18 protein-coding genes are annotated in these 17,331 nt (G+C 72.2%); 10 read left to right on the top strand and 8 right to left on the bottom strand.

Annotated features, from left to right (window positions below):
- Positions 1-158: 158 nt before the first annotated feature.
- The gene (locus IOD16_RS05745; RefSeq protein ID WP_201439187.1) at positions 159-1,877 is read right to left on the bottom strand and encodes a DEAD/DEAH box helicase; all 1,719 of its coding nucleotides are present in this window, start codon (positions 1,875-1,877) and stop codon (positions 159-161) included.
- A gap of 175 nt (positions 1,878-2,052) precedes the next feature.
- Here IOD16_RS05745 and IOD16_RS05740 point away from each other — a divergent pair, with 175 nt between their 5' ends.
- Positions 2,053-3,210 (top strand): YihY/virulence factor BrkB family protein, encoded by a 1,158-nt coding sequence (locus IOD16_RS05740; RefSeq protein WP_201439186.1) that lies wholly within the window; start codon positions 2,053-2,055, stop codon positions 3,208-3,210.
- Between the two features lie 6 nt (positions 3,211-3,216).
- On the opposite strand, the gene IOD16_RS05735 is transcribed toward IOD16_RS05740, so the two are convergent.
- Entirely contained in the window at positions 3,217-3,468 is a 252-nt protein-coding gene (locus tag IOD16_RS05735) for a DUF3039 domain-containing protein (RefSeq protein ID WP_053717182.1), read from the bottom strand.
- A gap of 31 nt (positions 3,469-3,499) precedes the next feature.
- Here IOD16_RS05735 and IOD16_RS05730 point away from each other — a divergent pair, with 31 nt between their 5' ends.
- Both IOD16_RS05730 and IOD16_RS05725 read left to right on the top strand, forming a co-directional pair.
- Positions 3,500-4,408, top strand: coding sequence for a pseudouridine-5'-phosphate glycosidase (locus tag IOD16_RS05730; protein ID WP_123743319.1), 909 nt, complete (start codon positions 3,500-3,502; stop codon positions 4,406-4,408).
- A gap of 73 nt (positions 4,409-4,481) precedes the next feature.
- Positions 4,482-5,372 (top strand): carbohydrate kinase family protein, encoded by an 891-nt coding sequence (locus tag IOD16_RS05725; RefSeq protein WP_201439185.1) that lies wholly within the window; start codon positions 4,482-4,484, stop codon positions 5,370-5,372.
- On the opposite strand, the gene IOD16_RS05720 is transcribed toward IOD16_RS05725, so the two are convergent.
- On the bottom strand, positions 5,354-5,668 hold the full coding sequence (locus IOD16_RS05720) for a DUF3099 domain-containing protein (RefSeq protein ID WP_123743321.1): 315 nt from the start codon (positions 5,666-5,668) through the stop codon (positions 5,354-5,356). The two genes, IOD16_RS05725 and IOD16_RS05720, sit on opposite strands and share 19 nt — an antisense overlap.
- A 107-nt stretch (positions 5,669-5,775) precedes the next feature.
- Between IOD16_RS05720 and IOD16_RS05715 the strand changes: the two genes are divergently transcribed.
- Positions 5,776-7,269: a PucR family transcriptional regulator gene (locus tag IOD16_RS05715; RefSeq protein WP_123743322.1), complete on the top strand. Its 1,494-nt coding sequence runs from the start codon at positions 5,776-5,778 to the stop codon at positions 7,267-7,269.
- Here IOD16_RS05715 and IOD16_RS05710 read toward each other — a convergent pair.
- Positions 7,259-7,939, bottom strand: coding sequence for a TetR/AcrR family transcriptional regulator (locus IOD16_RS05710; RefSeq protein WP_201439184.1), 681 nt, complete (start codon positions 7,937-7,939; stop codon positions 7,259-7,261). The genes IOD16_RS05715 and IOD16_RS05710 overlap by 11 nt on opposite strands.
- A 77-nt stretch (positions 7,940-8,016) precedes the next feature.
- On the opposite strand from IOD16_RS05710, the gene IOD16_RS05705 reads away from it, so the two are divergent.
- The 4 genes from IOD16_RS05705 to IOD16_RS05690 all read left to right on the top strand — a co-directional run bounded on the left by IOD16_RS05705 (position 8,017) and on the right by IOD16_RS05690 (position 11,491).
- The gene (locus tag IOD16_RS05705; protein ID WP_236594769.1) at positions 8,017-8,337 is read left to right on the top strand and encodes a hypothetical protein; all 321 of its coding nucleotides are present in this window, start codon (positions 8,017-8,019) and stop codon (positions 8,335-8,337) included.
- A gap of 51 nt (positions 8,338-8,388) precedes the next feature.
- Positions 8,389-9,876, top strand: coding sequence for a DUF7782 domain-containing protein (locus tag IOD16_RS05700; RefSeq protein ID WP_201439183.1), 1,488 nt, complete (start codon positions 8,389-8,391; stop codon positions 9,874-9,876).
- Complete coding sequence (gene dtd / locus IOD16_RS05695) at positions 9,873-10,298, top strand: D-aminoacyl-tRNA deacylase (protein WP_201439182.1); 426 nt, start codon at positions 9,873-9,875, stop codon at positions 10,296-10,298. The genes IOD16_RS05700 and dtd overlap by 4 nt, the downstream gene beginning before the upstream one ends.
- A gap of 200 nt (positions 10,299-10,498) precedes the next feature.
- The gene (locus IOD16_RS05690) at positions 10,499-11,491 is read left to right on the top strand and encodes a sigma-70 family RNA polymerase sigma factor (protein WP_201439181.1); all 993 of its coding nucleotides are present in this window, start codon (positions 10,499-10,501) and stop codon (positions 11,489-11,491) included.
- Between the two features lie 192 nt (positions 11,492-11,683).
- On the opposite strand, the gene IOD16_RS05685 is transcribed toward IOD16_RS05690, so the two are convergent.
- Complete coding sequence (locus tag IOD16_RS05685) at positions 11,684-12,604, bottom strand: phosphotransferase family protein (RefSeq protein WP_201439180.1); 921 nt, start codon at positions 12,602-12,604, stop codon at positions 11,684-11,686.
- Positions 12,605-12,709: 105 nt separating this feature from the next.
- Here IOD16_RS05685 and IOD16_RS05680 point away from each other — a divergent pair, with 105 nt between their 5' ends.
- Entirely contained in the window at positions 12,710-14,365 is a 1,656-nt protein-coding gene (locus tag IOD16_RS05680; protein ID WP_201441217.1) for a fumarate hydratase, read from the top strand.
- A 22-nt stretch (positions 14,366-14,387) separates the two neighbouring features.
- Here IOD16_RS05680 and IOD16_RS05675 read toward each other — a convergent pair whose 3' ends face one another.
- Both IOD16_RS05675 and IOD16_RS05670 read right to left on the bottom strand, forming a co-directional pair.
- Positions 14,388-14,576: a DUF397 domain-containing protein gene (locus IOD16_RS05675; RefSeq protein WP_123743328.1), complete on the bottom strand. Its 189-nt coding sequence runs from the start codon at positions 14,574-14,576 to the stop codon at positions 14,388-14,390.
- Positions 14,576-15,421: a helix-turn-helix domain-containing protein gene (locus tag IOD16_RS05670; protein WP_201439179.1), complete on the bottom strand. Its 846-nt coding sequence runs from the start codon at positions 15,419-15,421 to the stop codon at positions 14,576-14,578. The genes IOD16_RS05675 and IOD16_RS05670 overlap by 1 nt, the downstream gene beginning before the upstream one ends.
- 107 nt (positions 15,422-15,528) lie before the next feature.
- Between IOD16_RS05670 and IOD16_RS05665 the strand changes: the two genes are divergently transcribed.
- Positions 15,529-15,783, top strand: a complete 255-nt coding sequence (locus IOD16_RS05665; RefSeq protein ID WP_123743330.1) for a hypothetical protein — start codon at positions 15,529-15,531, stop codon at positions 15,781-15,783.
- A gap of 31 nt (positions 15,784-15,814) precedes the next feature.
- Here the strand turns inward: IOD16_RS05665 and IOD16_RS05660 are convergent, their stop codons facing one another.
- Positions 15,815-17,185 (bottom strand): jacalin-like lectin, encoded by a 1,371-nt coding sequence (locus IOD16_RS05660; protein WP_236594768.1) that lies wholly within the window; start codon positions 17,183-17,185, stop codon positions 15,815-15,817.
- Positions 17,186-17,331 lie beyond the last annotated feature (146 nt).

The following is a 17,331-nucleotide window of genomic DNA, read 5'->3' as shown; positions in this document are numbered from 1 at the left end:
AGCGTAAATGTTGTGGCGCACAACGTATGCCGGGACAGGCGGTGACCGGAAGCACACTTGACCGGTAAAGTAGGCACGATGCGCTAACGAGGAGGTAACCGAACGGACATCTGACTACGTCCAATGCAGTAGTCGGTCACCTCGGGTCACAACAAAGGTCACCAAGAGCGGAGCGTGGCGATCCGCTCCTCGAGCTGTTCGATGCTCGCCATGGCCGTCGGCGGGCCCCCGCAGTACTCGCGCAACTGGTTGTGGATCTTGCCGTGCGGCTTCTTCGTGCGGTGGTGGTGCATGGCCACGAGCGTGTTGAGCTCCTTGCGCAGCTGCGCCAGCCGTTCCTGCACGCCGGCGGGCCGCGTCGCGGCGGGCGGCGGCGCCGCCGGTGCGGCGACCTGGCGCTTGCTGGCCTCGACGAGCTGCTTCTCCTGCCGCTGCCGCAGCAGCGCCCGCACCTGGTCGGGCTCCAGCAGACCCGGCAGCCCCAGGTACTCCTGCTCCTCGTCGCTGCCCGCGAACGCGGCCGTGCCGAACGACGAGCCGTCGTAGATCACCTGGTCCAGCTCGGCGGAGGCGCCCAGCGCGGTGAACGCCTTCTCCTCCTCGCCCGGCTCGTCCTTGGCCTGGTTGGCCTGGGCCAGCAGCTCGTCGTCCCAGCCGTCCTTCTCGCGGTGCGGCTTGCCGAGCACGTGGTCGCGCTGCTGCTCCAGCTCGCTGGCCAGCCCGAGCAGGACCGGCACGCTGGGCAGGAACACGCTGGCCGTCTCGCCCCTGGCGCGCTGGCGCACGAACCGGCCGACGGCCTGGGCGAAGAACAGCGGCGTCGAGGCGCTGGTGGCGTACACGCCGACGGCCAGCCGCGGCACGTCCACACCCTCGGACACCATGCGGACCGCGATCAGCCAGCGGTCCTGCGAGGCGGCGAACTCGGCGATCCGGCCGGACGCCTTCGGGTCGTCGGAGAGCACCAGGGTCGCGTCGTGGCCGGTGTTGCGCTTGAGGATCTCGGCGTAGGCCTTGGCCACGGTCTGGTCGGTGGCGATCACCAGGCCGCCCGCGTCCGGCATGCCGCCCTGGCGCAGCTGGGTCAGGCGCATGTCGGCGGCCTTGAGCACCGACGGCATCCACTCGCCCGTCGGGTCCAGCGCCACCCGCCACGCCCGCGCGGTCTGCTCCTGGGTCAGCGGCTCGCCGAGCCGGGCGGAGAACTCCTCGCCCGCGCTGGTGCGCCAGCTCGCCTCGCCCGAGTAGGCCAGGAAGATCACCGGCCGGACCACGCCGTCGCGCAGGGCGTCGGAGTAGCCGTAGGAGTGGTCCGCGCGGCTGCGCTGCACGCCGTCCGGGCCCGGCTCGTAGCTGATGAACGGGATCGGCGAGTCGTCCGAGCGGAACGGCGTTCCGGTCAGGCACATCCGCCGCACGGCCGGCGTGAACGCCTCGCGGATCGCGTCACCCCACGACTTGGCGTCGCCGCCGTGGTGGATCTCGTCGAGCAGCACGAGCGTCTTGCGGTTCTCCGTGCGCACCCGGTGCAGCGTGGGGTGGGCGGCGACCTGGGCGTAGGTGAGCGCGACGCCGTGGTAGTCGCGGGAGGTCATCGCGTTGGTGTTGCGGAAGTTCGAGTCGATCGCGATGCCCGCCTCGGCCGCCGCCTGCGCCCACTGGTGCTTGAGGTGCTCGGTGGGCGTGACGACGGTGACGGCCTCGATCGTGCGGTCGGCCAGCAGCTCGGCGGCGACGCGCAGGCCGAAGGTCGTCTTGCCCGCGCCGGGCGTGGCGACGGCCAGGAAGTCCTTCGGTTTCGCGGCCAGGTACTTGGTGAGCGCGCGGCGCTGCCAGGCTCGCAGCGGTCGGGTCGCGGCGACTTGCGGTTGCGACAACCTCGAACCCTTCCTGCGCTGATCAGCGGTGGTGCCGCGGCGGTCGTGCGGCGGTGTTGCGGTGGTGGACACGCAAATGCCCTCGGTGCGGGTGACCGGTCGAGGGCATCGACAGCCTACCCGCTCGGCCCGCGGCCCACGGTCGCCGATGCCGCGAAATCACCCGCCATGCACCATGCTTGATGTTGCGATGGGTTCGCCGAGGGACGAGACAGCACGCAGCACGGGCCGCAAGGGGCCCCTGCGCCTGTTGGCGCGCACGCTCTCCAAGGCCTGGGAAGGCAGCATCTTCTCCGAGGCGGCCGAGGCGGCGTTCTGGCAGGTCCTGTCGTTCCCGCCGCTGCTGCTGGGCCTGCTGGGCAGCCTCGGCTACCTGGGCGACTGGTTCGGGCCGGAGGTCGTGAGCGCGGTCAAGGACCGGATCATCTCCACCTGCCGGACGATCTTCAGCCAGGACGTGGTCAACGGGGTGATCGTGCCCACCGTCGACCAGATCCTCACCACCGGCAAGGGCGAGATCGTCTCGGTCGGGTTCCTGATCTCGCTGTGGGCCGGGTCGTCGGCGATGTCGTCGTTCGTGGACGCGATCACCGCCGCGCACGACCAGTACGGCGTGCGCAACGAGGTGTGGCAGCGGATCTTCGCGCTGCTGCTGTACATGGCGAGCCTGGTGCTGCTGATCATCGGCCTGCCGGTGGTGGCGCTGGGCCCGGACCTGCTGCCGCAGGTGTTCCCGGACTCGTGGCAGCCGACCATCGAGTCGTGGCTGAGCGGGTTCTACTACCCGGGCATGGCGGTGCTGCTGGTGGTGGCGCTGGCGACGCTGTACAAGCTGTCGCTGCCGAACAAGCTGCCGTGGCACCGGCTCGTGCCGGGCGCCGTGCTGGCGATGGCGGTGTTCCTGCTGTCGTCCATCGGGCTGCGGCTCTACATCCAGTGGATCACGACCACCGGGTACACCTACGGCGCGTTGGCGACGCCGATCGCGTTCCTGCTGTTCGCCTACCTGATCGGGTTGGCGATCACGCTCGGCGCGTACTTCAACAGCGCGTTGCAGGAGATGTGGCCGGCGAGGATGACCCGGCGGCAGCGCCGGCGGTGGCAGCGGCTGGAGCTGGAGCGCGCCGCCGAGCGGATCCGGTCCGACGAGGTCAGGCAGCCGCCCCAGGCCGGTCCGCCGGCGGACACCGCGCCGGACCGCGACCACACCGCGCCGTCGCCCGCGGACACCAACCACACCGTGCCGTTGCCGGTGGAGCGGCGCGGGCCGCGCGAGACGCCGGTGAGCGGGCACGGGTCGGGCCCCGGCGGGTCGACGCCGGGGCCGTCCTAGCGGGTCCTACTCGCCGCCGCCGCCCTTGGGCAGGCCGTCGAAGATCTTCTTGCACTCGGGGCAGACGGGGGAGCCCGGCTTCGGCGACTTCGTCACCGGGAACACCTCGCCGCACAACGCCACCACGTGCGTGCCCATCACCGCGCTTTCCGCGATCTTGGCCTTGCGCACGTAGTGGAACATCTTCGGGGTGTCGTCCCCGGTGTGGTCCGTGCCTTCCGGCCGGGTCTCCACCTCGGGCAGAGTCTGCGTGCTCACGCGGACAGCGTACCTGGGATGATGGCCCCTCGTGAGCACGCCGAGCGTCACCGAAGAGGTCCGATCCGCCCTGGCCGAGAACCGGCCGGTGGTCGCGTTGGAGAGCACGATCCTGTCCCACGGGCTGCCGCCCGGCCGCAACCGCGAGGTCGCCGAACGGCTCGAAGGCGTGGTGCGCGCCGCGGGCGCGGTGCCCGCCACGATCGCCGTGCTCGGCGGCGTGCCCAAGATCGGGTTGACCCCCGCCGAACTCGACCGCGTCTGCGACCCCGCCAACGACCTGGTGAAGCTGTCGCGACGGGACCTGGGCGCCGCGTACGCGCTGAAGCGAGACGGCGCGACGACCGTCGCGAGCACGGCCGCGCTGGCCCACGCGGCGGGCATCGGGGTGTTCGCCACCGGTGGTCTGGGTGGCGTGCACCGGGGCGCGCGCGAGACCTGGGACGTGTCCGCCGACCTGGACGTGCTGGCCACGACGCCGGTGCTGGTGGTGTGCTCGGGCGTGAAGTCGATCCTGGACATGGGCGCCACGCTGGAGCTGCTGGAGACCCGCTCGGTGCCGGTGATCGGCTTCGGCACGGACCGCTTCCCCGCGTTCTACCGGCGCGAGTCGGCGTTCGGCGTGCCGTGGCGGGTCGACTCGGCGCGGGACGCCGCCGCCGTGGTCGCGGCGCACCGGACGGTGCCCGGCGCGGCGGGCGTGCTGCTGGCCAACCCGATCCCGGTCGACTTCGAGATGGACGCCGACCTGCACGACCGGCTGCTGGCGGAGGGCCTGGAGCTGCTGCGCACGCGCGACGTGCACGGCAAGGAGGTCACGCCCGTGCTGCTGGAGCACTTCCACACCGCGAGCGGCGGGGTGAGCCTGGACGCCAACGAGGCGTTGGTCGTGTCGAACGCCGCCCTGGCCGCGGCGGTGGCCGTGGAGCTGGCGGCGTGAGCGAGGTCGCGAGGTCGCCACGGGGCGCAGTGCGGCCGGTCACGACCGCGACGAGCCTCGGCGGGGAGGCGTCGTGAGCGGGATCGTCGTCGTCGGTGACGCCGGCCTGGACGTGGTGGCCCGGCACGCGGGGCCGATCGTGCACGGCGGCGACTCGCGGGCGTCGGTGACCATCGAGCCCGGCGGCGCGGGCGCCAACACGGCGGTGTGGTTGGCCGCGTGCGGCACGTCGCCGGTGCTGGTGGCGCGGGTGGGCGCGGACTCGGCGGGCCGCCAGGTGCACGCCGAGCTGACGTCGGCCGGGGTGCGGTGCGCGTTCGCCGTGGACACCGAGGCGGCGACGTGCTGCGTGGTGGTGCTGGTGGACGAGACCGGTCAGCGCAGCATGCTGCCCGACCGGGGCGCGAACGCCCGCTTCTCCCCCGGCGACCTGGACCGGGGGCTGCTGCGGGACGCCTCGCACCTGCACCTGTCCGGGTACGTGCTGCTGGACGCGTCGTCGCGGCCCGCCGGGTTGGCGGTGCTGCGCGCGGCCCGGGAGGCCGGGTTGACCACGTCGGTCGACCCGCAGTCGTCGGCGTTGATCTACGACGGGTTCCTGGAGGACGTCCGCGGCGTCGACCTGCTGCTGCCCAACACCGAGGAGCTGGTGGCGCTCACCGGGTCGGCGGAGCCGGCGTCGGCCTCGGCGCTGCTGGACGTGGTGGGCGCGGTGGCGTTGACGTCCGGCGCGGACGGCGCGAGCTGGGTGGACCGGGACGGCGTGGTGTCGGTGCCGGCCGAGGACGTCGAGTGCGTGGACTCGACGGGCGCCGGCGACGCGTTCGACGCCGGGCTGCTGGCGGCGTGGCTGGCGGGCGCGTCCCGGCTGGACGCGCTGCTCGGCGGGGTGCGCGCGGCGGCCCGGGCCGTGTCCGCGGTCGGGGCGCAGCCGTCGGCGGCGGGTCAGCCCTCGATGACGTGATGCGGGCGCGACTCGATCGCCCGGTGCTCCTTGGTGAGCCGGCTGGCCTTCTCCGCCTTGCGGGGAGGCCGGTCGTTCGCGATCAGCACGGCCATCCACGGCAGCGGCACGGACAGCACGATCAGCGCCAGGGCCAGCCACCAGGTCTGGTAGAAGACCATCGCCAGGATGAGGCACGGGATGCGGGCGCCCATCATGATCGCGTACTTGCGTTTGCGCGCGGCGTGCTGCTCCTCGTAGGAGGGCGCTGCCTCGGTGATGAGCACCGGTGTGCCGTCGCGCTCGGGACTGACCATGCCTCCATCGTCCCACCACGCGGGCGCGACGGATACCTGCGGATTGTGTTTTTGGCCGCTGCCGCGCGGACGGCGGCGGCCTGATCCGACGCCGTACGATCCCGGCTGTGGTCGCCCTTGATCGCCTGGTGGACGTGCTCGGGAGCCTCGGCACGCACCTGAGCTGCGCGCCACGCGGGCGGGACGTGGAGCTGCGCGGGGTGGCGCTGCACGACCCGGCGGAGCACACCGCGGCCGCGGCGGACGACGTGCTGCTCGGGTTGGGCGTGCCCTCGCCCGCCGCCGCGGCGCGGCTGGTCGGCGGCACGTCGGCGGCGGCGGTCGTGCTGCACGGCGCGCCGCCGCTGGACGAACGGGTGCTGGCCGCCGCGAAGCGGTCCGGGGCGGCGGTGCTGCTGGTGGACCCGTCGGTGCCGTGGGGGCAGTTGGCGAACGTCGCGCAGACCCTCGTGCTGGGCGGGCAGGGCGCCGGCGACCTGTTCGCGGTGGCGGACGTGATCGCGGCGGTGGTCGGCGGGCCCGTGACGATCGAGGACCAGCAGTCCCGGGTGCTGGCCTACTCCTACCGGCAGCAGGGCGTCGACCCGGTGCGGGTGCAGACGATCCTGGGCCGGCGGGTGCCGGAGGAGGCCTGGCAGGCGCTGGACGGGTACGGCGTGTTCACCCACCTGGCGCGGTCCGACGAGCCGCTGTTCGTGCCGAAGCTGACCGACCAGCTCGGCGGGCGGCTGGTGGCGGCGGTGCGGGCCGGGCGCGAGCTGCTGGGCTCGGTGTGGGTCGAGGTGGACGACCCGGTGGACGCGGTGCGGGCGGCGGCGCTGGTGGACGGCGCGCGGACGGCGGCGCTGCACCTGCTGCGGGCGCGGGCGTCGGCGGACCTGGAGCGGCAGGCCGAGGCGGACCTGGTGATCGAGGCGCTGGACTCGGGGCTGCCCGCGAACCTGGCCCGGCTGGGGTTGCCGTCGACCGACCTGCGGGTGATCGCCGTGCAGGCGCACGCCGGCGAGGGCGAGCACGGGGCGGCGCTGCTGGCGTTCTCCCGGGCGACGGCGGGTTTCGGCTGGTCGCGGCCGGGCCGGTCGGCGTTGTTCGGCAACGTGCTCTACACCGTGCTGCCGTGCGGGGACGACCCGGCGACGGCCGTGGACTGGGTGCGCGCGCTCGGGCGTGAGCTGCCCGCCGAAGCGGTCGTGCTGGCCGGGGTCGGCGGCCGGGCGGACGCCGCGTCGCTGCCCGCGTCGCGCGGCGAGGCCGACGAGTGCCTGGCCCTGTCCGAGGGCGAGCCCGTGGTGTACGACCGGGCGTGGGCGCGGGTGCTGCTGCGGCGGTTGGCGGCGGTGGCGGAGGCCGGGCGGTTGCCGTCGCGCGGGCCGGTGGCGGACCTGGTGCGGCACGACGCCGAGCACGGCACGCAGTACGCGATGACGTTGCGGGCCTGGCTGGCGGCCCAGGGGGACTCCCGCGAGGCCGCCCGGGTGCTGTCGGTGCACCCGAACACGTTGCGCTACCGGATGCAGCGGATGGCGGCGGTGACGTCGTTGCCGTTGGACGACCCGGAGCAGCGGCTGGCCATGGCCATCGCGCTGGCGATCACGCCCTGAGCCCGCCGAGCAGCATGTCCAGGCCGAACTCGAACCGCTCGGCGGCGGTCTCGGCGGTGAACAGGTGGCCGGCGGCGGGCACGTGCACGAACGCGTCCGGCGGCACCGAGGCCAGGTACTCCCCCATCCGCCTGCCCCGGGCCGCGATCTCGGTCTGGTCGACCGCGCCCCACATGCTGCCCTCGTAGGCGAACGCCTTGGTGTAGAGCGCGAGCGCGTCGGCGGCGTAGGCGGCGCGGGTGAGCGGCAGGCCGCCCGCGCGCAGGAGGCTGAGCAGCGCCTCGGCGTGGCGCAGGGCGTTCGGGCCGACCGGGATCATCACCTGCCAGGCGACCTTCGCGATGCCGGGGTACGACCGCATGGCCCTGACCTGGGCCCGGAGCAGTTCCCGGACCTGGTCGCGCCAGCGCTCGGGGTCGGGCGCGGGCAGCGGCACCTCTTCCAGTACCTGGTCCAGCATCAGCTCGACCAGCTCGTCCTTCGTGGCGACGTGGGCGTAGAGCGACGCCGGTCCCGTGCCGAGGGCCTGCGCGACCCGCCGCATGCTGACCGCGTCGAGGCCTTCCCGCAGCAGCACGTCCAGGCCGGTGCGCACGATCAGCTCCTGGGACAGGCGCGGCTTGGCGGCCGGTCTGACGGGCGGCGTGCGCCAGGGCGGGTCCTGCGTCATGCGAACACCGTACTTTACACGAACACCGTTCGTCCGGAACATCGTCCGTGGAACGAACAGTGTTCGAAAGGGGATTCGTGACCGAGCCGATGATCGAGCTGACCGCGACCGTGCCTGCGGACTCCGTGCTGACCTCCGTGGAGGCGGTGATCCGGGCCGCGGGCGGCGGCCGGGTCGAGGTGGACCGCGCGCGGCGGACGGTCGCCGTGCAGGGCGGGTGGTGGTACCGCGGCGAGTACCAGGTGGAGGCGACCGCCGACGGCGCGCGGCTGACCCACCGCGTCCGCAACGTCGCCCACCGGGGCCGGTGGGCCGTGCCGCCGGCCAACCGCCTGTTCATCGGCTACCGGGCGCGGACCGAGCGGAACTTCGCGGCCTTCGTGGCGAGCCTGGCGTGACCGACGGGGGCTGGTCCGGCGCGACCGGGTGGGCCGCGAGACCATGACCGCGTGCTCCCTGATCTTTCTGCCGACCTGACCACCCGGCTGCGCGAGGCGTTCCGGGCCGCCGACTACGACGCGGACGGGGTGGTCGACGTGCTCGGGCCGCAGGCCCACGCCGCCCTCGGCCGCGGCGAGCCGGAGGCCGCCCGGCGGGCCACCCGGGACGCCGGCGCCCTCGGCACCCTCGTCCGGCTGTTCCTGCTCGGCGACACCGAGTCCGAGGCCGCCGTGCGGGCCGCGCTCCCCGACGTCGACCTGGACACCGCCGTCAAGGCCGAGGTGCTGCGCGGTGACGGCGAAGGCCTGCGGGCCGGGCTCGACATCCGCCCCTACGGCGACGACGAGGGCTCCTGGTGGGTCATCGCCGACCAGGACGCCGACCAGCGCGGCGGGCCCGTGCCGGCCGACCACGTGCTCGGCGTCGGCCACGCGTCCATCAGCCTCGCCCGCGCCACCTCCCGCCGCCGGGTCGACACCCTGCTCGACCTGGGCACCGGCTGCGGCGTCCAGGCGCTGCACGCGAGCCGCCACGCCGGCCGGATCACCGCCACCGACCTGTCCGAACGCGCGCTCGCCCTGGCCGCGGGCACGTTCCGGATCAACGAGGTCGACGTCGAGCTGCGCCAGGGCGAGTGGTTCGGCCCCCTGCGCGGCCGGCGGTTCGACCAGGTCGTCTGCAACCCGCCGTTCGTCGTGGGCCCGCCCCGGGTCGACTACACCTACCGCGACTCCGGCCTCGCCGGCGACGACGCCAGCGCCCTGGTCGTGCGCCAGATGCCGTCCTTCCTCAACGAGGGCGGCGTGGGCCAGCTCCTGGCCTCCTGGCTGCACCGCAAGGGCGAGGACTGGGCCGACCGCGTCTCCGCGTGGCTGCCGCGCGGCGGGGTGGACGCCTGGTTCGTGCAGCGCGACGTCGCCGACCCCGCCCTCTACGTGGGCACCTGGCTGCGCGACGCGGGCGTCGACCCGCGCGGCGAGGAAGGCCGCGCCAAGGCCGCCGCCTGGCTCGACTGGTTCGCCGAGAACGACGTCGAGGGCGTCGGGTTCGGCTTCGTCACGCTCCGCCGCACCGACACCGAGCACCCCGAGGTCGTGTGCGAAGACCTGCGCCACGCCTTCGACGACCCGCTGGGCCCCGAGTCCGCCGCCTGGCTGGACCGGGTCGCCTGGCTGCGCGCCACCGACGACGACCGGCTGCTGGCCACCCGGTTCACCGTGCCGGAGACCGTGCTGCTGGAGGAGGTCTCCGCCCCCGCCGACGAGGGGTGGGAGGCCGTCGTGCGCCGGCTGCACCGCGTGGACGGCCCCGGTTGGCAGCACGAGCTGGACGAGACGGCGGCGAAGCTGCTCGCGGGTTTCCGGGGCGCGCTGCCGCTGGAGGACCTAGTCACCTTGTTGGCCTACGCGCACGACCTGGACGCCGACGCGCTGGCCGAGTCCGCTCTCCCGATCGTCCGCGACCTCGTCCGGCACGGCATGGTGGTGCCCGCGTGAGAGCGGTTGTGGCACGTGTCACAGAGGCGTCGGTCACGGTGGGCGACGAGGTCGTGGGCGCGATCGACGAGCCGGGCCTGCTGGTGCTGCTCGGCATCAACGTCGACGACACCGCCGACAAGGCGCACGCGATGGCCCGAAAGCTCTACGAGTTGCGCGTCCTGAGGGACGAAGAGTCGTGCGCCACGACCGGTGCGCCCCTGCTCGTGGTGAGCCAGTTCACACTTTACGGAGAGACCCGCAAGGGGCGGCGGCCGTCGTGGACCGCCGCCGCCCGGCCCGACCACGCCGAGCCGTTGGTCGCGGAAGTGGTCTCGGAACTGCGCCGGAAGGGCGCCCGAGTACAAACGGGACGGTTCGGCGCGATGATGTCGGTGCGTAGTGTGAACGACGGTCCGTTCACCGTGTTGGTCGAACTCTAGATCCTTCTCAGCCAATCCTCAGGATTCGCGGCGCAACCGCTGTGACGGCAGTGACGTCTTCTGGTCGTGGGAAGCGGGAACCATTTCGACCCGGTTCGCGTTTCCACCAGTGTCAGACACCGAAAGGTGTGCCGCGCAGCGCAGCGCGGAGTGCGACACGACCGCACTGCCAGCCCGCGACACAAGGGGGAGGGAGCTCCATGACCGTCCCGAGGCTCCTCGACCGTCAGGTCGGGAACGAGACGACCACCACGAGCGCCGAGTTGGACCTCGACGCCCAGGGACCGGCCGCAGACCTGGTTCGGGTGTACCTGAACGGGATCGGCAAGACAGCGCTGCTGACCGCGGCGGACGAAGTGGAGCTCGCCAAGCGGATCGAGGCGGGCGTCTTCGCGCAGCACAAGCTGGAGACCCATCCGGAGCTCCCGGATGATCGCCGGCGCGAACTGCGCGCGTTGATCCGCGATGGCCACGTGGCAAAGAACCACCTTCTCGAAGCGAATCTGCGGTTGGTCGTTTCGCTGGCGAAGCGATACACCGGCCGCGGAATGCCGCTGCTCGATCTGATCCAGGAAGGGAACCTGGGCCTGATCCGCGCGGTGGAGAAGTTCGACTACACCAAGGGCTTCAAGTTCTCGACCTACGCGACCTGGTGGATCCGCCAGGCGATCACGCGGGGAATGGCGGACCAGGGTCGCACGATCCGGCTGCCCGTCCACCTCGTGGAGCAGGTCAACAAGCTCGCCCGGATCAAGCGCGACCTGCACCAGCAGTTGGGCCGCGAGGCGACCAACGAGGAGCTGGCCAAGGAGTCGGGCCTGTCGCCGGAGAAGGTGGTCGACCTGCTCGACCACGCCCGCGACCCGGTGAGCCTGGACATGCCGGTCGGCACCGAGGAGGACGCCCCGCTCGGCGACTTCATCGAGGACTCCGACGCCACCGACGCGGAGAGCGCGGTCATCTCCGGCCTGTTGCAGGACGACCTGCGTCGGGTGCTGGCCACGCTGGACGCTCGCGAGCAGGCGGTGATCCGGCTGCGGTACGGGCTGGAGGACGGCCAGCCGCGCACCCTGGACCAGATCGGCAAGCAGTTCGGCCTGTCGCGGGAGCGGGTGCGGCAGATCGAGCGCGAGGTCATGTCGAAGCTGCGGCAGGGCGAGCGGGCCGCCAAGCTGCGGGCCTACGCGAGCTGAGCTGACGCGATACAGGGTCCAATTGGCGGGACGTCACCGCTGCGCGGGATTGACTTGTGACGCCAGTCACGGCACGGTCGTGCGTTACACGAGCCAAGCGACACCTCCGCCCCATCACGCGGAGGTCGTCGCACGCCGAGGAAGGTCGGGGCGGTCGGGGGCCGGCCCGGCCTTCCGCATGTGCCGCCTCACCTAGAGCCCCAGGTACTCCGCGAGCTTCTCGCGGAAGAACCGCACGTGCGCCTCCCGCTCCTCGCCGGCATAGCCGCGCGGCACGCCCTCCACGATCATCACCAGGCACAGGTACGCGCGGTAGAGCGCGATCCGGGTCTCCTCGCCCCCGGTGAACCCCGCGACGCCGTAGCCGGCCTTGAAGTCGTCGTCCAGCTCGGTGAACAGCGCCACCGTCGCGAACTCCGCCAGCGGGTCGCCGAACAGCGCCCGCTCCGGGTCGATGATCCCCTCGACGTGGCCGTCGGCGAGGAAGATGTTCGCCTCCCACAGGTCGAAGTGCACCAGCACCGGCTCGGTGACCTCGTCCAGCAGGTGCGCGCGGGCCTCGAACGCCGGCCGCACGTCCGGCAGCTCCACGCCGAACCGGTCCGCGTCGGCCAGCACCGCGTCCACCATCTTCGTGAACGCCTCGCGCCAGGTCGCCCCGTTCGGCCCCTGCACGTAGCCGTACGCGTCACCGGTGATCCCGTGCAGCTCGCGGACGATCCCGCCCAGCTCACGCCGCAGCGCACCGTGCTCGGCGTCGGTGAGCCCGGCGCGGGCGGACGACCACGGCTCCCCGGTCAACGCCGTCATCAGCAGCAGGCCGTCCTCGTGCAGCAGCACCTCCGGCACCGGCAGGCCGCGCGCCGCCATCAGCCGGAACGCCAACGCCTCCGTGCGCATCAGGTCCCGCTCGTAGGTGAGCAGCGGCACGTCCGCCGGCGGCGCGACCTTCAGCACGGTCTCGCGGCCGTCCGCGGCAGTGAGCCGGTAGGCGGTGTTGAACATGCCCTCGGTCAGCTCGACGTGCGCGGCGAGCGGAACGCCCAGCACGCGGCGGACCAGGGCGTCGAGCTCGGCTTCGGAGAGCCGGCGCTTGGTGAGGCTGTCGACCACGACGCGAATCACATCACGCCGTGCGGACTCGGCGGCGCGATCGGTATAAGTTCGGCGGAACCCGAAGCGCGCAAGGGAGCCCGCGACGTGACCCCGTCGAACCTTCTGGCACCGACGTTCCAGTACACTGACGTCCTTCCCCTGGCCAAGGACAACCACACCGAGTACCGGCTCGTGACGCCGGACGGCGTGTCGGTCGTCGAAGCTGCGGGCCGGACGTTCCTCCAGGTCGAGCCCGCGGCGCTGACGCTGCTGGCCAAGGAGGCGATCCGGGACATCCAGCACCTGCTGCGGCCCTCGCACCTGGCCCAGCTGCGCGCGATCGTGGACGACCCCGAGGCCAGCGGCAACGACCGGTTCGTCGCGATGGACCTGCTGCGCAACGCGTGCATCGCCGCCGGCGGCGTGCTGCCCATGTGCCAGGACACCGGCACCGCCATCGTCATGGGCAAGCGCACCGAGTCGGTGCTCACCGGCGGCACCGACGAAGAGGCGTTGTCACGCGGCATCTTCGAGGCCTACCAGGAGCTGAACCTCCGGTACTCGCAGATGGCCCCGGTCACCTTCTGGGACGAGAAGAACACCGGCACCAACCTGCCCGCGCAGATCGACCTGTTCACCGCGCCCGGCGTGGAGCCGAAGTACGAGTTCCTGTTCATGGCCAAGGGCGGCGGGTCGGCCAACAAGACGTTCCTGTACCAGGAGACGAAGGCGCTGCTGAACCCGTCGAGGCTGGCGAAGTTCCTGGACGAGAAGCTGCGGTCCCTCGGCACGGCCGCGTGCCCGCCCTACCACCTCGCGGTGGTCGTCGGCGGCCTGTCGGCGGAGCAGAACCTGAAGGTCGCCAAGCTCGCGTCCGCCCGCTACCTCGACGGACTGCCCACCGAGGGCTCCGCCGCCGGCCACGCGTTCCGGGACGTCGACCTGGAGCAGCAGGTGCTGGAGCTGACCCGGAACTTCGGCATCGGCGCGCAGTTCGGCGGCAAGTACTTCTGCCACGACGTGCGCGTGATCCGGCTGCCCCGGCACGGCGCGTCCTGCCCGGTCGGCATCGCGGTGTCGTGCTCGGCGGACCGGCAGGTCAAGGCGAAGATCACCCCCGAGGGACTGTTCCTGGAGCAGCTGGAGCGCGACCCGGCGCACTTCCTGCCCGACGTGACCGGCGAGACCCTGTCCGACGAGGTCGTGACCATCGACCTGACCCGGCCGATGGCCGAGATCCGCGCGACGCTGTCGGCGCTGCCGGTGAAGACGCGCGTGTCGCTGACCGGTCCGCTGGTGGTGGCGCGGGACATCGCGCACGCCAAGATCAAGGAGCGGCTGGACGCGGGCGAGCCGATGCCGCAGTACCTCAAGGACCACCCGGTGTACTACGCCGGACCGGCCAAGACGCCCGAGGGGTACGCCTCCGGGTCGTTCGGGCCGACGACGGCCGGCCGGATGGACTCCTACGTCGAGCAGTTCCAGGCGGCCGGCGGCTCCCTGGTGATGCTGGCCAAGGGCAACCGGTCGCGGCAGGTGACGGACGCCTGCCGGACCCACGGCGGTTTCTACCTGGGCTCGATCGGCGGCCCGGCCGCGCGCCTGGCCCAGGACTGCATCCGCAAGGTCGAGGTGCTGGAGTACGCCGAGCTGGGCATGGAGGCGGTCTGGAAGATCGAGGTGGAGGACTTCCCGGCGTTCGTCGTGGTGGACGACAAGGGCAACGACTTCTTCGCCGAGACCTCCGCCCCGACCCTCCAGATCTCGTTCCGGAAGTAGCTCTGCCGGGCCCTGCCGGGCTCTACAGGTCGAACACGCCGAGCTTGGCGCCGCGCGTGAAGAAGTCCCACTCGCTGTGGGTGAAGCGCTGTGGGACTTCTTCCGGCCGGTTGCTGTTGCGGACGAGCACCTCGTCGTCCGTGCGCATGACCTCGACGCAGTTCGAGCCGGTACCGCTGAACTTCGTCCACTCGTGTGGCTTCAGGGCCATCAAGTCTCCTTCACGATCCGGGTCAGGAGTTCGCGGCTTTCCTCTGTCCCCAACGCCTTCGCACGGGTGTGGTCGAACAGCTCGGCGATCCTCTCCACCTGCTTGACCCCGTCGATGAAGTTGTCCCCGAACGGGACGTCGACGCTGGCCAGCGACGGCATCCCGACGGGCAGCCGGAACAAGGTCAGCGTAGTGCCGCTCAACGCGTGGGCTCCGGCTCCCTGCGGCATCACCTGGACCACGACGTTCTCCCGCTCGGTCATGCTCAGGACGTGTTCGACCTGGTCGCGCATGACCTCCGGACCGCCGATGCCGGACCGCAACGCGGGTTCCGCGATCACCGCCCACAGCTTCAGCGGCGGCTCGCGGTCGGTCAGCAGCGCTCGCCGTTCCAGGCGCAGTTGCAGGTGCTTCTCCAGGACCTCGCCGCCCACACCGCTGGCGACCATGAGCGCGCGGGCGTAGTACTCGGTCTGGAGGACGGCCGGGAGCAGCTCGGAGGACGAGTAGAGGGCTTCCGCGGCGATGGCCTCGACGTCCAGGATGCGGCGCAGCCAGGGTGGGATCGTGCCGCCGATCTTGCTCTTGGGCCGGCGGCGGTGGGCCTCGGAGTTGAGCGCGAGCAGGTCCTCGCGGGTCGCCTCGTCGGCTTGGTAGAGGTCCAGGAGCTTCTCCAGCTCGGCCTGCTTGACGCCGCTGATCGCGTTCTCGATGTTGCTGATCTTGGTCATCGTGCAGTGCAGCACCTCGCCCACCCGTTCCCGGGGCACGCCGGCTTCTTCGCGCAGGCGGCGCAGCGTGGTGCCGATCTGGATGCGGGCGGCACTGCGGTGTGGGCTGGTCATCGCTCTCCTCGATCATCACCCGATCGGGACTTGTGCACATGCTGTACGTACGAGATAGTCGTCCCGAATTCAGAGAGTATACAACCAGGTGCGGGGAGTGAGTGCCGATGGGGTCGCGTTTCTACCAGGTGAGCTTGATCGAGACGTCCGGGACCGGGGTGTACTTCCGGACGGTCACGCGGGAGCTGGTGGACGGGAAGGAGGAGCTGCACCCGTGGATGGTGCGGATGCTGCTGGCGCACGGGTGCGACCTGGGGCTCTACGTCGGCGAGACGGGGACGATCGCGGCGGACGAGGACCAGGTCGACGCGGACCTGTGGCTCGCGTGGGACGGGGTGGCGGCCTTCGCGACCACGGAATGAGCGCGCGGGTGAAGGCTCCTGCGGCGAGTGCTCAGACGGGGGTGTAGATCACGCCGAGCTTGTCGATCTCGGACCCGGCGCGGCCCGTGAAGCCGGCGATGTGCCAGCCGACGGGCGCGGTGACGGTGACCTGGTCGGCGGTGGGCGTGCCCGCGGCGACGGTTCGGCCGAGGTCGGTGGTGATCCGGACGGAGAAGATCCGGGTGCGGCCGTCGCGCTGCCCCCGGGTGAGCGTGGCTTCCACCAGGTGCTCGCCCGGCTGGAGGGCGAGCGCGGTCGGGGTGCCGCCGGAGCCGCCGTGCGCGAGGGCGGTGCCGTCGGCGAGCGTGACCCCGACGCGGTCCAGGCGCGCACCCCCGCTGAGGGTCACCGAGCGGACGGCGGTGCCGGGGCGGACCGCCTCGACGTCGGTGAACGGCGTGCCGTGCGGGCCGCCGGACTCCTCGCTCAGCCGCAGGTGGTCGGCGAGCCGCCAGGAGAAGCCGACGGTGTGCGGGTAGTGGTCGGACAGCGGTTCGCCGTCCGGGTCGAGGAAGGAGGCGTGGTCGTTGCGGTAGGAGGTCGCGGTCAGGTCGACGTGGGCGTTGTCGCGGTAGAAGACCTTGTCCACGACCTCGCACGCCTCGGTGACGGTCGCCGGGTCGCACACCAGCGCGGGTGAGCCGAGGGCGGGTTCGACGCCGCCCCGGACGCGCTCCACCCAGGCGTCGGTGAGGCCGTTGGCGTGGACCAGGTCGCGGATGTTGTCGCCCGCGCGGGTGTAACGGGTGTTGGTGTCACCCATGATGATCACCGCGTTGCCGGCGGAGTTCAGGGCGACGTACTGCGACAGCTGCGTGATGTTCGCGCGGCGGGCGGCCAGGTCGGCGTCCGTGCTGCCGGCGTTGGCGTGCACGTTGTAGAGGTCCACGCGGACGCCCTCGGCCAGGTGGAGGCGGGCGAACGTGAAGCCCTTCGGGGTCAGGCAGTCCGTGCCGTTGCACCGGTCCCACTTCACGCGCACGAAGTCGCTGTACGGGTAGGCCGACAGGGTGTTCAGGCCGTCGCCGAACGGCACTCCCCCGCTGGTCGGCGTGCGGTGCGGGTGGTTGTCGGCGGCGTACAGGGCGGCGTGGTAGTTGAAGTCCTCCTGGACGTTGACCACCGCGTAGTCCCGGACGCGCGCGCCGATGAGCGGCGTGTTCGTCGCCGGGTTCGACCCGGAGAGCGGTTCCGGGAGCCCGGCGACGTTGTACGTCAGCGCGGAGAACTGCCCGGCGGTGTCGGCGGTCGCGGGAGTGGCGGTCGCGGGAGTGGCGGTCGCGGGAGTGGCGGAGGTGGCGGACGCGGAGGTGGTGGTCAGCGCGGTCGTGCCGGTCGTCGCGAGCAGGACGGCGAGCACCAGGCCGAGAGGTCGTCTCACGTCATCGGAGTCTGGCGGTCGGGCCGCCACGCCGGAACCCGTGACGCGAAACTCTCTCAGGTATTCACCCGGTCGGCTCCCCGCGCCCGCCGCACGCCGGCGGCGAGGAACCCTCGTTCCTCGTAGAACCGCAGCGCCCTCGTGGA

This window comes from Saccharothrix sp. 6-C (genome assembly GCF_016695385.1).
Classification (GTDB): domain Bacteria; phylum Actinomycetota; class Actinomycetes; order Mycobacteriales; family Pseudonocardiaceae; genus Actinosynnema; species Actinosynnema texasense.
The sequence above is the reverse complement of the archived record's forward strand: the minus strand, read 5'-3'. Positions and strand labels throughout refer to the sequence as shown.

Bases quoted from the DNA above. Each gene is read 5' to 3' on its own strand.
- IOD16_RS05710 (WP_201439184.1), bottom strand. From the start codon at position 7,939: ATGACGCAGGACCCGCCCTGGCGCACGCCGCCCGTCAGACCGGCCGCC.
- IOD16_RS05670 (WP_201439179.1), bottom strand. From the start codon at position 15,421: ATGACCAGCCCACACCGCAGTGCCGCCCGCATCCAGATCGGCACCACG.
- IOD16_RS05690 (WP_201439181.1), top strand. From the start codon at position 10,499: ATGACCGTCCCGAGGCTCCTCGACCGTCAGGTCGGGAACGAGACGACC.
- IOD16_RS05665 (WP_123743330.1), top strand. From the start codon at position 15,529: ATGGGGTCGCGTTTCTACCAGGTGAGCTTGATCGAGACGTCCGGGACC.
- IOD16_RS05675 (WP_123743328.1), bottom strand. From the start codon at position 14,576: ATGGCCCTGAAGCCACACGAGTGGACGAAGTTCAGCGGTACCGGCTCG.
- IOD16_RS05740 (WP_201439186.1), top strand. From the start codon at position 2,053: ATGCTTGATGTTGCGATGGGTTCGCCGAGGGACGAGACAGCACGCAGC.
- IOD16_RS05720 (WP_123743321.1), bottom strand. From the start codon at position 5,668: ATGGTCAGTCCCGAGCGCGACGGCACACCGGTGCTCATCACCGAGGCA.